Origin of the sequence: Pseudoalteromonas amylolytica (genome assembly GCF_001854605.1) — a bacterium.
Classification (GTDB): Bacteria; Pseudomonadota; Gammaproteobacteria; order Enterobacterales; family Alteromonadaceae; genus Pseudoalteromonas; species Pseudoalteromonas amylolytica.
Map to the genome: position 1 here is coordinate 17,100 of NZ_MKJU01000027.1, position 16,427 is coordinate 33,526.

12 protein-coding genes are annotated in these 16,427 nt (G+C 40.5%); 7 read left to right on the top strand and 5 right to left on the bottom strand.

Going from position 1 to position 16,427, the window contains the following annotated elements; translation table 11 throughout:
- Positions 1-13: 13 nt before the first annotated feature.
- Positions 14-964, bottom strand: a complete 951-nt coding sequence (locus BET10_RS12205; RefSeq protein WP_083330526.1) for a prohibitin family protein — start codon at positions 962-964, stop codon at positions 14-16.
- Between the two features lie 15 nt (positions 965-979).
- Positions 980-3,010 carry an ATP-binding cassette domain-containing protein gene (locus tag BET10_RS12210; protein ID WP_170829149.1) on the bottom strand — a complete coding sequence of 677 codons (2,031 nt, stop codon included), beginning with the start codon at positions 3,008-3,010 and terminating at the stop codon, positions 980-982.
- 372 nt (positions 3,011-3,382) lie between these two features.
- Between BET10_RS12210 and BET10_RS12215 the strand changes: the two genes are divergently transcribed.
- A complete protein-coding gene (locus BET10_RS12215; protein WP_070985873.1) occupies positions 3,383-5,200 on the top strand; it encodes a hypothetical protein in 1,818 nt (605 codons plus the stop codon).
- 222 nt (positions 5,201-5,422) lie between these two features.
- Here BET10_RS12215 and BET10_RS12220 read toward each other — a convergent pair whose 3' ends face one another.
- On the bottom strand, positions 5,423-5,797 hold the full coding sequence (locus BET10_RS12220; protein ID WP_070985874.1) for a WSC domain-containing protein: 375 nt from the start codon (positions 5,795-5,797) through the stop codon (positions 5,423-5,425).
- 283 nt (positions 5,798-6,080) lie between these two features.
- Between BET10_RS12220 and BET10_RS12225 the strand changes: the two genes are divergently transcribed.
- From BET10_RS12225 to BET10_RS12240, 4 genes are all read left to right on the top strand, one after another.
- Positions 6,081-7,136: a serine hydrolase domain-containing protein gene (locus BET10_RS12225; protein WP_139158581.1), complete on the top strand. Its 1,056-nt coding sequence runs from the start codon at positions 6,081-6,083 to the stop codon at positions 7,134-7,136.
- Positions 7,137-7,150: 14 nt separating this feature from the next.
- Complete coding sequence (locus BET10_RS12230) at positions 7,151-7,429, top strand: hypothetical protein (protein WP_070985876.1); 279 nt, start codon at positions 7,151-7,153, stop codon at positions 7,427-7,429.
- A gap of 147 nt (positions 7,430-7,576) precedes the next feature.
- The gene (locus BET10_RS12235; protein WP_083330528.1) at positions 7,577-8,197 is read left to right on the top strand and encodes a DUF6037 family protein; all 621 of its coding nucleotides are present in this window, start codon (positions 7,577-7,579) and stop codon (positions 8,195-8,197) included.
- Between the two features lie 168 nt (positions 8,198-8,365).
- Positions 8,366-9,577 (top strand): tyrosine-type recombinase/integrase, encoded by a 1,212-nt coding sequence (locus BET10_RS12240; RefSeq protein WP_070985877.1) that lies wholly within the window; start codon positions 8,366-8,368, stop codon positions 9,575-9,577.
- 70 nt (positions 9,578-9,647) lie between these two features.
- Here BET10_RS12240 and ydiJ read toward each other — a convergent pair whose 3' ends face one another.
- Entirely contained in the window at positions 9,648-12,698 is a 3,051-nt protein-coding gene (gene ydiJ / locus BET10_RS12245; protein WP_070985878.1) for a D-2-hydroxyglutarate dehydrogenase YdiJ, read from the bottom strand.
- 143 nt (positions 12,699-12,841) lie between these two features.
- Between ydiJ and BET10_RS12250 the strand changes: the two genes are divergently transcribed.
- Positions 12,842-13,045, top strand: a complete 204-nt coding sequence (locus BET10_RS12250; RefSeq protein ID WP_070985879.1) for a PGPGW domain-containing protein — start codon at positions 12,842-12,844, stop codon at positions 13,043-13,045.
- 45 nt (positions 13,046-13,090) lie between these two features.
- Here the strand turns inward: BET10_RS12250 and ppsA are convergent, their stop codons facing one another.
- Positions 13,091-15,466 (bottom strand): phosphoenolpyruvate synthase, encoded by a 2,376-nt coding sequence (gene ppsA, locus BET10_RS12255; RefSeq protein WP_070985880.1) that lies wholly within the window; start codon positions 15,464-15,466, stop codon positions 13,091-13,093.
- A 143-nt stretch (positions 15,467-15,609) separates the two neighbouring features.
- On the opposite strand from ppsA, the gene ppsR reads away from it, so the two are divergent.
- On the top strand, positions 15,610-16,419 hold the full coding sequence (ppsR, locus tag BET10_RS12260; RefSeq protein ID WP_070985881.1) for a posphoenolpyruvate synthetase regulatory kinase/phosphorylase PpsR: 810 nt from the start codon (positions 15,610-15,612) through the stop codon (positions 16,417-16,419).
- The last annotated feature ends 8 nt before the right edge of the window (positions 16,420-16,427 follow it).

Genomic DNA, 16,427 nt, shown 5'->3' on the forward strand with positions numbered 1-16,427 from the left:
TGATCAGCCTTTGCTATTGTTTGTCTTGTTGCTCTGGTTCAGAGTTATCTGCCCAATCGCCAGCATTGAGCATCAAAGGTAGACCGTCTTTTTGTCCGCCGATGATCACCACCTTCGCATTATCTGATGACGCAAGATCTTTTGTTGCTTGAATGCCATGCCAGCGTAATACTCTGTCGCTCATAGTGGCGTTAATTTTCTCTGCGTAATCTTGTATACCAGCAGCTTCGATACGTTTTCGTTCAGCTTCTTGTTGCTCTGCTTTTAATTTAAAGGTGTATGCTAAGAAATGTTGCTCTTCCACGAGCTTTTCTTCTATTGCTGTACGAACGCCAGAAGGCAGAGAAACACTGCGTATGACGATGTCATCGACAATGACAAATTTTCTACCTACTTCTTCTATTGCGCGTGCGATTAACTTGCTAAGCAACATGCCTTTGTTGGTATATATTTCCTCTGGCGTGTGGTTACCTAAGCCCTTACGTAAAACCGACTCTATTTGCGGTAATATAATTCTGTTTGGATAGTCGGGCCCCACTTTTTGGTGCAGTACACCAAGTAATTCAAAAATTGGTCGATATCGTACAGCAACTTTGAGCGTAACAGGCAGACCTCGATTTGTGAGTACATCAAACTCATGGCGAATGATTTGCACTCGGGTATCGTAAATTGCCGCATAATTGAGAGGAAACAGAAAGTGTACCCCTTCGGTTAAGATATGATCTGTGACTACCCCGCCATCAAATGGGCGATATAACACCCCCCCTTCCCCCGCCTCAATGTAAATAATGACACGTTTCCAAAGCACAATAAGCAGCATCAACGCCAATATGACTAAAGCAATCTTTGCCGGTATTTTTAGCGAGATATGGTTATGTATCCGCTGCCAAAATTTCATCATAGGCTTAGGTAAACTAGCCTTATCAGGAGACTCATTTTTAGGGGTATCAGAAGTGTGAGCCATAGTTGTTTATTTCCTTTAAGGATGGGCGATAAGTAACAATGCGTTGCTTCGCTTTAGTACACAAGGCAATGCAATATTGAATGTTTTAGGGTCTAGCGAGCTAAAGCTTTCATCTAAAATGATTAAATCCGCTCGCTGAAGAAGTGCTCTGGCGATAAATACACGACTTTGCTCTCCATGAGATAAGCTCCAGCCCCCTTCACCAACCATTTGGTGTAACCCCGCAGGCATTTTATTAATTAGCTTGCCAAGATCTAGCTCTTCGCAAACCGTTTGAGCATCAATCAAGTCAGCTTCACTTGGTGGCCAACATCTTCCCATTAGTAGATTGAAAGCCAGAGTTTGCGAAAACAGATAGTTGTCGTGAAATTGTGGGGCCATGACAATCTTTTTACGCCATAGTTCATTGTAAACTGCTTTGAAAGACGTACCGTTTAATGAGAGTTCACCTTGTTGCGGCATATATGCGCCCGCGATTACATAACCTAGGGTAGACTTACCGGCACCTGAGTTACCTTCTAGTAACACTTTGTCTTTTGCGTTGATACCAAAGTCACAGCCATCCAATATTTTGCGCTTATTGAAGGAAAAGTGTAATTCACGAGCTCGTATAGTCGGATATTCTGCGCCTTTTAAGTCTGCATGAGTAAAGCTTGCTTGAGGCTGAATCGAGTTTTCACGGGTATCGGCTGCGCCTTCATATATAGGCCGTAAGTTTACCCAAGCACACGTTGCTTCTAGCAAGTATTTTACGCTATTGGCAAATTGCTCAAGAGAAATAGCGGCGAGTAAAATAGCGCCAATACAGACAGACAAACTCGCAACATCTACATTATCACTTGTCAGTTCAGGCATGAGCAGAAGCAGCGATAAAAACAACCAAACTCGGCGGCCTGCGAATGTAGTTAACACCGCTCCCCATTTATCGAGCTGCTCGCAAAGTTTTGTATAGTTGCTCAGGTCTTCATCTTCTACTAAGTGTCGCTGCTCGGGCATTTCTTGAATAAATCGAGTACGGTGACCTACCAATTGCTCAGATAGCTTGCAATTTAGCTGTAAATCAAAGGCGAGCCATCGTTTAATCTCTCGATAGTACTTTGAACTTAACATGCCTATCAGTATTAGCAGTGCAATTAACAGTATTGAATGTGACCAACTCACCCCTGCGACTGCCAAGATAACGCCGGCTAAAAACACTTGAGTTAACGCGGTGATAGCAATAAATGACATACTAAAGCTTTGCGCTTCAAGCAAGTCGATATCCATCACTTGACCCATAAAATGGCCACTACTGTGACGGCGAACGTCATTGGGCTTTAGTTTTAAGATCCCCTGCAATAGCTGTTTACGAAGTTCTGCGCCAAAATCAAGCGATAGTCTATTTTTAATCTTCAGGCTTAAATAGTAAAAAGGGATGGCACTGAACAGCAGTAAAGCCCAAAGTGAGAATACACTGTCATGATCATTTGTTTCAAAAACACTGAGTCCGATCACATACCAACTTAGAATCAACATTATTTGAAATAACAAAGCAGCGCCAATACTCAGTATTAGACCTTTTAAAAACTTTGCCTGCTTGAATTGTTCAAATATGTTGTCATATGCCGCAGGGCGAAATAACCACGCTTGTATGACGGGTGTATTTGCTAATTTTTCTATTAACAATGACTCTAGTACTTTTTTATGCTGCTTAGTAGGTAGCCCCAATGGTAAAAGTTGCTTTGACAATGATTGCCTTAAAGGGAGCACATGGTCTTTTATGAGGATATCTTTGAGCTTTGTTAAAGGGAGCAGGCTCGATTGTTGCCTGTTATTTAGTATTACCGCATTTTGGCGTTTGGTTTTAAGCAATACGATAAAGCCATTGCCTGGCATCATCAAAATACACGGGCCACAGTGCATTAACATTTTACTTACGGCGGGATAATTTGTTGTATTGTTTTGAATGTCTATGCCTGAGCAGTTGGCAGCTTGCTCGAACCAATCATCAAGGTTTGCATCACTACTGCCCGCACTTTTTGTTGCTGGGGTGAATTCTGGGCACACACTAGCCCCCCTAATATTACTTGCTAAAAAAGAGGCTGCGACATGTAAATTTGATAACGGCCAGATCAAATCATCCATAGCGGTAGGTAGAGCGAAGTATCCTTTTACTATTTGAATTATATAAAAAGTAGATAATAGTAGCTAATGATCACATTAAATGTCTGTTATGTCAAACGAGAAAAACGCTATTAAATAGTTCTTCATGTGTATTTCACATTGATTGATGTGTCTATTTTTGTTGGATATGAAGTGTAAAAATAAGGTAGCTGCAATGTAATCTTGATGTATTGGTGCTAGCATTGCACCTGAGAAGACGCAGTACGTTTTGCTTCTACTCTCTGCCACAGTATACAAATTAAAGGAATATTATTTATGACTCGATATTTTAGGTATTTACCCCTAGCTAGCACTCTACTTGCTGCATGCTCCTGTGCTGCGATTGCGAATGAACACTTCGACAACACAAGCGTGAAGCCTGAGCGCATGCTGTTAATATCCGCTCTATCAAAGGAAGTAGCTGTTAAGGAGCTAAACAGCGAAGCAGTACATTTACAAGTAAATGGAATGAGCACCACTGAGTTGTTTGTACTTGATGTAGCAAATATAAATAAGCAAAATTTGCCAAGTTACAAAAACTTGCTCGATACAGCCCGAGTGACGGGAACGCCGATTCTGATTAAAGGCGCGCAAGATACTAAAATCATGGCATCATTAATTGGCCTTGGCGTGACAGGCAATAAGCTACTGCTTAAGCCAAATGAGGCTGAGTCAACATTAACAATTGAAGTGCTAAACCAAGAGCCAAGAATAGACACTCTCCTCTCTGACCATGTGGTAAACGAAGTAAAGAAGTATCATCTTTCTCAACCTAGGTTGAGACAAATGACATTCTCAAATAGCGTTAGTGCTCCAGCTGGCACAACGTATATTTTTCACGTCGTTAACGCAATCAACCACTCTTGGAAGCCCGATAGTAAAGAGCAAACTATTACAACTAAAGCAGATATAGAATATAAGCTGTATGCGGATAGTGAAAAGAGCGCAAAGTATGTTGTTGTTGGTTTAACAGGAGTGATTTTTGACCCTGGTCCACTGTACTCCAATACAGAAGTTAATCGTGGCTACTTTCAAGAAAGGGTGAAGATGAGTTTGATACCTAGCTCGTCTTCAGACATTCACTATGAAGAACATGTGCCAGTTAACGCAAATGATAATTCAACCGTCACAGTCTCAAAAGGGTGGGATCTGGCAGTTGGAGCATCACCGGACGGGCCCAACACGTCATTTACGTATTCTGAAAGTGACATTGTCACTGAGAACTACTCCGATTTTGAAGTGGTACATAACTCTGATGGAAATGCTATGCATTGGGATTGGAATATGAGCAAGTACGACTATAACAAAGACCCAGAAAATCTATGTGAACCCGGAATTATGAGCAGGAAGGTTAAGTCGCTGCCAACGCTTGCTACTAACACTTTAATCCCAAAATTTAGTGCTGTGTATAGATCTACTTTGGATTTTGATGGTGTTGTGAATTTTGATTTTAAATATGAGCATCACCTTCGTAATGTGAAAGAGGAATATGTGTCTGAACCCTTAGATGGAGTGACATATTACAAATGTTCGATTCATGGCACTGCAGAAAAAAAAGGGGAAGTGTCATTCTCTGTAGACTTCTCAGCTGTACGATCTGCACGAAATGTGACTGAAACCTATCTAGATATTCATGGCATGGACTATCGTGGTAATATAAATCGCACTATAAATGGTCATACTTGTCAATACTGGGATGCACAGTATCCTCAAGTGCATAGCTATTCACCACAAACTACTCCTGGTAAGGGTTTAGGTTTTCACAATTATTGCAGAAATCCAGACTCAAACGTAACTAATTCAAATAAGCCTTGGTGCTTTACAACGACAGTTGGCACGAGGTGGGAGTATTGTAACGTAGCTGAGCACTATCGCGGTACTGTAAACCGTACCATAACCCAAAGTGTAAACGGGAGAGCGGTTAATGGTCTAACGTGTAAAAATTGGTCAGAGACTAGTTACACAGCGACAAAATATCCGGGTAAAGGGCTAGGTGATCACAATTACTGTAGAAATCCAGCAGGTGGTGATTACTCCAAGACTTGGTGCTTCACAACAGACCCTGAGATGACTTGGGACTATTGCCAAGAATAAGAAAAAATAAAGCCAGATAATAAGTTAACGGTCGGCATTATATGTGCCGACCATTCTAACTCAAAGGTTAAAAACGGCTTAGCATCAAATGCACTTGTAGTTTGTTCCCTTACTTTTGTAGTGGCACAATAAGACTAGGCAAGTTTTATTTGATGCTGTCCGATAAACATTTTGAACTTCCAAGTTCACTCTTTATTTAACTGAGTATAGTTATTATAAACTTCAAAAATCTACGCTATATATTGAATTCCGCCATAATCCACCACAGAATTGAGTACTATTTCCAGTACAAGGCATATTGCAATCGCTATCTGGAACCTGAGAGTAATTTCCATAGTTATGACCGCAAAAACATAAGGAGCCGTATTGCAACCCAGCATACTTATAACTTGCTTTATTGCAAGCTGCTTTGCAGGAATCGATAGTTACCGTTGTTAATCCCGCCCTGACGGGAAGGTCTCGTCCAAGCTCGATGTTGTCTGTGAAACATCCAATATAGTGCTGGCTTTGAGCATTTAGATCATCAGTCTGCCCATGATTTGCAGCCCAGCTTTTAGACAAAAGCAAAGCAACAAGCAACATACTCATAAATTTCATTAAAATTTCCTTACTCTATTTTTTCCTAAAGGTCAGTTAAACATGTGAGCTTATTTATTGTGCCACTGCAGTTAGCAAAACTTGCAACTCTATCTCTTAAGGGGAAGTGGACATATCGATCCTTACATATATGCAAATTTATGTAAATGTATAAAACCGTGAACTTTTTTCTCTCCCTAACGCTATTAAAACGGATTTCATGAACAAAAATTTGGTTCACGAACGTTATAAAGAGTAGAAAGGGAAAAAATTACTTATAAAATCAGTTGTATAAGTTAAATTGTTGGTTGTTGTAATTCATGAACTATCTCCAGTTCCAGAGAAGTTAAATTGGTTAGCTGGCTCCTATTTTAGTTGCTCACTTCATATGCCTAGTATACTCTTTCCTAAACAATCGAATACAGGAATAAAAACTTACCTAATCAATAAGTTACTGAAATTTTTAGGCTCTGCAATTGGCGTTATTCTAGTCGTATTCTTCGTGTTCCTATTCTATACAGATTTGTATCTTTACTTACGACCTATTCCCAAAGACTTTGATAAAATGATACAGCAGCATATGGAAGCGGCGAAATTACCTGGGGTGTCGGTACTTGTCTTTAAAGATGGAAAACCTGTTTATTCAAAGCAATATGGTTATACCAATTTAGAAACGCAAGAACAGCCCACACAAAACAGCTTATTTCAAGTAGCGTCAATATCTAAGTTGGTAACAGGCACGGCAATATTAAAACTGTATGAGCAAGGAAAACTTCATTTAGATGATGATATTAACAAGCATTTGCCATTTAGTGTAAAGAACCCAAGCTTTCCCGACACAGCTATTACTTTTCGAATGTTGCTCTCGCATGTGTCTAGTGTTTCTGATGGTTCTTTCTTTTTTGGAAGCCCTTATTGGGATATGTACAATGAGATTGGCAAACCAACTTATAAAGCAGAGCCATTGGATAGTTTTATCACCCACTATTTTAAGTCTGACGAAAAGTATTATGATGAAAAGGATAACTTTAATGACGCTAAGCTAGGAACAATGCTGGAGTATAGCAACGTGGGCTATGGCCTGTTAGGCTATTTAGTTGAGCAAGTATCGGGTATGCCATTCAATGAATTTTGTAAGCAAGAGATTTTCTCACCATTAGACATGAAACACACCCGTTGGTTAATCAAAAACGTTGAAAAAGAAACAATGGCAATACCATATAATTATAATTTACTCAGTAACACTTATGTGCGATTAGGCGCTTATGAGTTGTCTACTTATTCAGAAAGCGGGCTTAAAACAAGCAGTGCTGAGTTTATGCGGTTTCTTCATGTTTTTTGGATAATGGTTAAACGATAAAAGGAGAGCGCTTTTTGCAGCCTGACACTGTAGCGCAAATGCTCACTCTGCAATATCCACAGGTCAGTAATATTCCCGCGTTAACATGGCTGATAGAAGAAGATAGGTATCTGCACGGAGGCTCTGATCCAGGCACCAAAGCACTTGTCGTTATTTCTAAAAAAGAACAATGGGGGTTTATATTTTTCGCTAATGGTGGTGGACTGCGCACTGAACTAGGGTTTGAGCTTTTCCGGCATGATGTAGACGAATATTTAAATCGCTACGGGCCGCCTCTGAACAACAAATATTAAGTATTAGACTGGTTTTCTATAACGAACAAACGTGCACCGGAGTAATGCAATTTCATTCTAGATTCCTAAATATGATATAAGTAATACATAGATATAAATTCATTATTAAATAAACTAGAAATAACAATAAAGTATAAGGAGGTTTTTGTGGCAGTATTCGACAATTTGAGATCTCTCAAGCAAGACATGATTCAAAACAACTGGGTAATAGACGGTTTTACATTTAGTTATAATGACAAGGAATATGTAGTTCTAGCTAAATTATTTAATGAAGGTGAGAGAAAGCCTAAACATGCTCTTCTAAAACTGGAGTTCATCAGACAGGATGAGCCAACAATCAGGAAAATGTTCTTAGCTAATTCGAATGGTTTTTATAATATATCAGTAAAAGAATTAAGAGAATTTTTTGGAATCGAGTATAGAGAAAACCTTGGGGAAATTATTCAGCAATTCACAGATTACTTTTCTAATTTTATACCAACACAAGTTTCGGATAATAAACCCCTATTAGTTAAAGAAAGAATGGTTGAATCATTATCAGTGAGTGACAGTGAAGATCCTAAAAGAGTTTATTGTTTTGATGTTAGAAGAAATGCAGGACAAAGAACGATGTTTAATGACAATAAAACAAGGCTTTTACGAGCCACTTTGTATGCCAATTTCGAAGAAGATTGGAACTTAAGTTTTTTCTACAGTGATGATAATGGACGAGACGCTACAGATGCTGAAATTCTATTAAAGTTTGCCAACAGAAATGCACCAGCCTAATGATTAAATGTACTCGCTTCGACTTGCTCTGTTAGTTACTCGCTAGACTGCCAGCGACTGGTCTGTTATGTTTGAGCTCTATCTGCGCCATTCCAATATTGCTAAGCTTGATTTAAATCGTCGATTCTATAAAATGTCCAATACTAGTCAATATCGGACATTTAAAGAATGTTGATACCCTTGGTCGACACTCTCAAGCAACTTCGTTACCAAATTGCACATATCGAAGATAAAACGTTGTCGTATGAATACCCACAACTTGATGCGTTCTTAACACACCTTTCCTCAAATGTAGAGAATGTTTGGGAAGACGTAGCTTTTCTATACCAGTTTCTTTATGTATACGGCAGAAAGTCAGAGGCTACTTTCAACCGTTTTCGCAATGAACTTGAACGATACTACCTTTGGGCATGGCTCAAAAAAAAGCAGTCAGTGTTCTCCCTAAAGCGTGATGATGTTGAAGAGTATGTAGATTTTATGGTTGAGCCTGAGAGTTCATGGTGTGCAGATTCCGTCCAGTGGCGTTACAAAGATCAAAAAGGAATTCGCCAAATCAATGATAACTGGCGCCCTTTTGTTACAAAAGACAATTCTATCAGTCAGCAGACATTGGCGGCCATGTTTACTGCACTCAATGTGTTTTACAAGTTCGCAATTTTAGAAGAAAAATCTAATACGAACTTTGTGCCGGTAGTTAAAAAAAATAGTCCGTACCTTGTGGTGCAATCGCAGATTAAATTACCCGATACACTAAGCAACTTACAATGGGAATATGTGTTAGGTGTCACTAAAGATATGTGCGAAGAACATCCGGAACTTGAACGAAATTTATTTACTCTTGCCTGTTTAAAGGGGCTTTATCTGAGAATTTCAGAATTATCAGAGCGTGCGCAGTGGTCTCCGGTTATGAGTCACTTTTGGCAGGATCCAGATGAGTTTTGGTATTTGCGGATTATGGGTAAAGGCAATAAATTACGAGATGTAACGTTAAGTAATGATTTTATAGAATACTTAAAACGCTATCGAGCATATCGAGGCTTACCTCCTCTGCCCCGAGTCGATGAGCCCTATCCCATCATTCATAAGTTGCGCGGTCAAGGAGGAATGAATGTTCGACAACTACGTCGTATAGTTCAGCAAAGCTTTGATTTAGCTATAGAATCTCTCAACAAAGACGGTTTTATGGATGAGGCTGAACAATTAAAAGCGGCTACTGCTCATTGGCTACGTCATACGGGCGCTACGCATGATGCACAGCATCGACCGTTGAAACATCTATCAGAAGATTTGGGACACGCGAAGATAGCTACCACTGACCAAATCTATATTCAAACAAACATCAAAGACCGTGCAAAGTCAGGCGTAAAACGTAAATTGTAATTATGTTAAATTGGCCCTCATTTTTGTTTTTAAGGGCCCAGAGTCAAGTTAAAGAAAGTTTCAGTCGACGCTAAGTTATAGCACGAGCGATAAACTCAATCGGGTGCAACGGCTTTTGCTTTTCGTAGCGCTTCACCTGGCTTCTACATGAAAAGCCCGTTGCGAGTAAATTATCAGGTGATACTGCTTGAACATGACTCTGCCAAGACATTTCATAAAGTGTTCGACTATTTTGCTGGTTTTGTAACTCATGACCATAGGTGCCGGCCATACCACAACAACCTGTATTCGGAGTTACAAGTTTAAGGCCAAGCTGGGAAAAGATATCCTGCCACACTTTGGAAGTGCTCGGCAATGCAGTGGTTTCCGTACAATGAGTCAACAAAGTGTACTGACTTGCGGGTTCGACATTTAAAACTAGCTTAGACCAGTCCTGATCTTTTAACCACTCGTGGGCAAGGTGAACTGAAAAGTCTAACTTATCATCAGTTACAAACTGTTTGTATTCATCTCGGTAGACCATGACCAAAGACGCATCGAGACCAATCATGGGAATGTTATGCTGTGCAAGTTGATTTAAAAACTCGGACGCTTGATTAGCAGTTTTACTAAATGCTTTTAAGAAACCTTTCACGTGTTGTGCCTTACCATTGGGTACGAAAGGTAAAAGAATAGGAGTTTTACCTAACGCTTCTACAACATCAACACAGGATGCAACAAGTTCTGCTTCATAATAACTAGTAAAAGGGTCTTGTACGATAAAAACAGAATTTAGTTTCTCTTGCTCGCTCATATTTTCTAGCAAAGTTTCATTATAATGGTACTTGTCTTCAACGCGTCTTTGAAGTGAAGGTGTGCTGAGCATAGGTGTATCAACGTAGCCAAACATACGTTTTATTGACGCTGATACGAGATCACTTGAAACGATAGGATTAACAAAAGACGCAAACTTTGAAAGAATAGGTGCCATAGTTTCAATATTTGCTACCAGATAATCTTTTAGCGGACGATTATATTTGCTGTGATAAAGATTTAAAAAACGAGCTCTGAAACTGGGTACATCAACTTTAATAGGGCAAGCTGTGGTACAGGCTTTACAAGCCAAACATTCGTCCATTGATTCTTTAACTTCATGAGAAAAATCGTAAGCGCCCTGCTTTTTAGCGCTACTATTTATATGTCGTTCCCACCAAGTCGTATCATTCTCTTTATGGATGAGTTGTTTTTCAACACTCAGTACATCGACATTTGCTTCTTGTTGCAGCCGCAACCATTCTCGAATTAAGCTAGCGCGGCCTTTTGGTGAATGGCGTCTATCTTTTGTAACTTTATAAGATGGGCACATGGGTGAAGCTTCGTCATAGTTGAAGCACAAACCGTTACCATTACAGTTCATGGCATTTTCATAACTGTTGCGTACGTCGATATCAATGCGTTTATCAAACCAGGCTCGTTTTTTATCATCAACACTAACTAGTGAGTCTTCACTTTCAATAGGTGTACATATTTTTCCTGGGTTTAGACGGTTGTCTCTGTCAAAAGCAGATTTAACTTTTCGTAGCTCATTAAATAAATGCTCGCCAAAAAATTCGGGTCCATATTCACTGCGATAACCTTTCCCGTGCTCCCCCCACATTAAGCCACCATATTTGGCGGTAAGGGCAACCACTTGATCTGAAATTGTGCGCAGTAGCTTTTCTTGTTCAGGGTCACACATATCAAGCGCCGGGCGAACATGAAGAACACCAGCATCAACGTGGCCAAACATACCATATTGAAGATTATGAGAGTCTAAAAGTGCTCTAAACTCAGAAATAAAGTCAGCCAAATTCTCAGGTGGAACAGCGGTATCTTCTGCAAATGCCAGTGGCTTTTGTTTGCCTTTGGTATTACCGAGCAGACCCACGGACTTTTTACGCATTGCGTATATTTTTAAAATATCTTCTTTATTATTAGTTAGTTGATACCCAATAACCCCCGCTTGCTTGTTCGCAATGAGCACATCCAATTTGCGACATAACTCTGATATTTTATCGTCCATTTCATCAGCTGTTTCACCGTTGAATTCGACCATGTTTAAACCTTGCATGTCTATGCCTGGTACATCGGTAATTAAGTCCGATACTGAATGCCAGATAATGTCTTCTTTAGCGAGGTTCAATACTTTGCTGTCGACTGTTTCGACGGATGTCGCCTGAGCTTCTACGAGAAACGGTGAGTTTCTAAGTGCTGAGTCAAAACTATCATATTTGATATTGATTAATGTTTTGTACGGCGCAATTGGGGTTATGTTTAGTTTCGCTTCGCTCACCACACCCAGTGAACCTTCCGAGCCAGTAATAATACGTGAAAGGTCGAAGGTGCTAAGGTCCTCGTTGAAAACATTTTCTAAATCATAACCGGTTAAAAACCGATTTAACCGAGGGAATTTCGATAAAATAAGATCTCGGTTTGGTTCGCAAGATTCTAGCACTTGCGAATATATTTGTGCGATACGGTTGTCTTGCTTGGCAATAATCTTTGCTTTTTCAGTGGCTATTTTACTAGTGTTTAATTCTGTACCATCAACAAGATAGGTTTTTAGCCCTAGAACGTGGTCGCTTGTTTTACCATACACCAAAGACCCTTGACCTGACGCATCTGTGTTGACCATGCCGCCTACTGTTGCGCGGTTGCTGGTCGATAAGTCAGGGGCAAAGAAGAATCCATAAGGCTTCAAGAAGTCATTGAGCTGATCTTTAATAACACCTGCTTGTACCCTAACCCAGCGCTCTTCAACATTGATCTCTATTATCTCGCGCATATGACGGGAAAGGTCTATGACGATACCAGGTGTAAGAGATTGTCCATTTGTGCCGGTGCCGCCACCACGAGGTCCAAAAGTAAGCGATAAAAAAGGGTCTTGTGCAGCACACTGCAATGCCGTTTGAATATCTTTATTGTTTCTAGGGAAAATAACGGCTTGAGGAACATTTTGATAAATGCTGTTGTCAGTTGAATTTATAAGCCTTGTTCCATAGCTACAATCAGTTTCTCCTGCGAACCCTGCACTTTTTATCGTGCGCAAATAGTCGTTTAGTAGTTCGTTTGCTGTATCTTGCTGACTTATATTGGCGATCATGATGATAATAAATTATTGCTTTTGACACATTGTATCATGTAGTTAGATTTAAAAAATTGAGAAATTTAATCTTTGTTACATATTAAGAAAACTTTGACACATCCCATGCCTTATATTGAGAATGTAACTTTTGGAGGTGGCCAATGAAAAAACTATGTATTTTGGCTCTAGGTAGTTTGTTTGTACTGCTAGCGCTAGTTTTTGTGATTGTACCAGGCCCATCAATTATATTTTTGTTGGCGGCGCTGGTGTGTTTTGCAATGTACTACCCAAAGGCTCGCACTTGGTTAAAGAAAGTGCAGTCAATATTTACTAAGGCATGTTATAAATTAGATGGGCTAAAGTGATAAATCAAAAAGGCCGGTGATTACCGGCCTTTTGCATATGACTGGTTAGCCTTTAAGCTTATCAGCTAGGTATAACCAAGTTTCTAGTACTGTATCAGGGTTTAGTGAAACAGAGTCAATACCCTGCTCTACCAACCAAGCTGCAAAGTCTTCATGATCAGAAGGACCCTGACCACAAATACCTACATACTTCCCTTTTTCTTTGGCTGTTTTGATTGCCATAGAAAGTAGCTTTTTAATTGCAGGGTTACGTTCATCAAATAAGTGAGCGATTAATCCTGAATCACGGTCAAGACCGAGTGTCAGCTGAGTTAAGTCGTTAGAACCGATAGAGAAACCATCGAAGTACTCTAAGAACTCTTCTGCAAGTAATGCATTTGATGGCAGTTCACACATCATGATCACTTTAAGACCATTCTCGCCACGCTTGAGACCATGCGCTTCCAATAGTTCGATAACTTGAGCTGCTTCTTCAAGTGTACGAACAAATGGGATCATGATCTCGACATTGGTCAGACCCATACCATTACGTACACGCTTGATAGCTTCACATTCAAGTGCAAAACATTCACGGAAATCTTCAGAAATATATCGCGATGCGCCACGGAAACCGATCATTGGGTTTTCTTCTTCCGGTTCGTATTGCTGGCCACCTACTAAGTTTGCATACTCATTAGATTTAAAGTCAGACATACGAACGATTACACGTTCAGGCGCAAATGCACAGCCTAGAGTGGAGATCCCTTCAACTAATTTAGCAATGTAGAACTCAACCGGCGACTCATAACCTGCAATGATATCATTGATTTCTGCTTGTAGGTCAGCGTCTTGGCTATCGAAATTAATAAGCGCTTTAGGGTGAACACCAATCATACGGTTAATGATAAATTCTAAACGGGCTAAGCCGATACCAGCATGTGGTAAACGAGCAAAGTCAAATGCGCGGTCTGGGTTGCCCACGTTCATCATTATCTTCATTGGTAATTCTGGCATTTCATCAACACGTGACGAAATTACTTCATATTCCAATTCACCTTCGTAGATGTAGCCAGTGTCGCCTTCGGCACATGATACTGTTACGTGTTGGTTATTGGTGATGAGATCTGTTGCATTGCCACAACCTACAACTGCTGGGATACCTAATTCGCGGGCAATAATTGCTGCGTGACATGTACGGCCACCACGGTTAGTAACGATTGCAGCGGCGCGTTTCATGATTGGTTCCCAGTCTGGGTCAGTCATGTCAGTAACGAGCACGTCACCTTGTTGTACTTTGTCCATTTCATCAATTGAGTTAAGTACACGAACAACACCAGAACCAATTTTATGGCCGATTGCGCGACCTTCTGCGATAACCGTTGATTGCGCCTTAAGTTGGAAGCGCTCCATAACATTAGCGTCTTCATTTGAGCGAACGGTTTCAGGTCGGGCCTGAACGATGTAAAGTTTGCCATCATTACCATCTTTCGCCCATTCAATATCCATTGGTCGGCCATAATGCTTCTCAATGATAACAGCTTGTTTTGCAAGCTCTTGTACTTCTTCATCAGTAATAGAAAACTGAGCTGACTTTGCTGGGTCCATATCAACAATTTCAACTTGCTTACCGTGTGACTCGTCGCTTGAGTAAATCATTTGAATTGCTTTAGAGCCGATATTACGACGTACAACAGCTGGCAAGCCTTTGTTTAGTGTAGGTTTATGGACATAGAATTCATCTGGGTTTACTGCACCCTGAACAACCATCTCACCAAGACCGTAACTTGAGGTTACAAATACCACGTCTTCAAAACCAGATTCAGTATCGATACTAAACATAACGCCTGAAGATGCTTTGTCTGAACGAACCATGCGTTGGATACCAGCAGATAAAGCAACTCCACGGTGATCATAGCCTTGGTGAACACGATAAGAAATTGCTCTGTCATTAAATAACGAAGCGAATACGTGCTTAATCGCAACCATCACAGCGTCAATACCACGAACGTTCAAAAATGTTTCTTGCTGGCCTGCAAATGATGCATCTGGCATATCCTCAGCAGTTGCTGATGAACGAACGGCAAATGAAACGTCTGAATTTGTATCACCATGAAGAGTGGTGTAAGCGTCGCGGATTGCTTGGTCTAGAGATGGTTGGAAGGGGGTATCTATGATCCATTGTCTAATTTGGGCGCCAACCTTGGCGAGGGTGTTGACGTCATCGACATCAAGGGTATCTAGTATGGTGTGGATCTTTTCGTTGAGACCTGATTGGTCTAGGAATTCATTGAAGGCTTCTGCGGTAGTCGCGAATCCTCCTGGAACTTGTACACCAGCGTTTGATAAATTAGATATCATTTCCCCAAGTGAAGCATTTTTACCACCAACTCGAGGTACGTCTTGCATACCTAACTCTTGATACCAGAGAACGTAGTCTTGCACGGAACTGTCTCCAAAAACAAATTGTAATAAATGTGAGAGATTGTTTGACCTTTTGTAGGGGTCGCAGGCATTCTACACTGGTAAGCACACCTACGTAAACCGCGATAGGGAAAATTCAGCTAATTTGAAACAATAAGGTTATCATGAGAACGGCATTTTATATTTCAGACGGAACCGCTATCACATCCGAAGTATTCGGCCACGCCACGCTTTCTATGTTTCCAGTGGAGTTTAACCATCAAACCATTCCATTTGTAGAAACCAAGAAAAAAGCAACGGAAATTAAAAGGCTTATCGACTCAACGGCACAGAGCTGTGGTGAGCGCCCACTGGTATTTTTTACTTTTGTAAATCCAGAGTTGTCTGAAATTATTCTTTCATCGCAAGGTGTATGTTATGACTTTTTAGCCCTTGCCAGCAAAGTAGTTAAAAAAGAGCTCAATGTTGACCCAGTGCCTAAGATTCACCGTACCCACTCAATACATGAAGCAAGTTATGACTTTCGAATTGACGCGGTTAACTATGCACTGGCCAATGACGATGGCGCAAATATAAAAGATTATGAACAAGCTGACATAATACTTGTGGGCGTTAGCCGCAGTGGTAAAACACCAACGAGTTTATACCTCGCTCTACAATACGGCATAAAAGCGGCTAATTATCCGATGACCGAAGATGATTTAGAAAAAGGTAACTACCCTAGCTGCCTACTACCGTATATACACAAACTATTTGGCTTAACGATAAATCCAGAGAGACTGGCGGCGATTCGCGAAGGACGCATGGCCAATTCAAAGTACGCTTCATTACGTCAATGTCGTATTGAAGTGCGTGAGGTCGAAATGTTATTCAAGCGACATAAAACGCCTTACCTTAACTCAACAAGCCATTCAGTCGAAGAGATCTCCGCCAAGATTATTTCTGAGACGGGATTAACAAGACGTAAGTATTAAAAAGGCCG

Excerpts from the sequence above, each read along its gene's own strand:
- BET10_RS12215 (WP_070985873.1), top strand. The coding sequence starts at position 3,383 with ATGACTCGATATTTTAGGTATTTACCCCTAGCTAGCACTCTACTTGCT.
- ydiJ (WP_070985878.1), bottom strand. The coding sequence starts at position 12,698 with ATGATCGCCAATATAAGTCAGCAAGATACAGCAAACGAACTACTAAAC.
- BET10_RS12220 (WP_070985874.1), bottom strand. The coding sequence starts at position 5,797 with ATGAAATTTATGAGTATGTTGCTTGTTGCTTTGCTTTTGTCTAAAAGC.
- BET10_RS12240 (WP_070985877.1), top strand. The coding sequence starts at position 8,366 with ATGTTGATACCCTTGGTCGACACTCTCAAGCAACTTCGTTACCAAATT.
- ppsR (WP_070985881.1), top strand. The coding sequence starts at position 15,610 with ATGAGAACGGCATTTTATATTTCAGACGGAACCGCTATCACATCCGAA.
- BET10_RS12250 (WP_070985879.1), top strand. The coding sequence starts at position 12,842 with ATGAAAAAACTATGTATTTTGGCTCTAGGTAGTTTGTTTGTACTGCTA.
- BET10_RS12205 (WP_083330526.1), bottom strand. The coding sequence starts at position 964 with ATGGCTCACACTTCTGATACCCCTAAAAATGAGTCTCCTGATAAGGCT.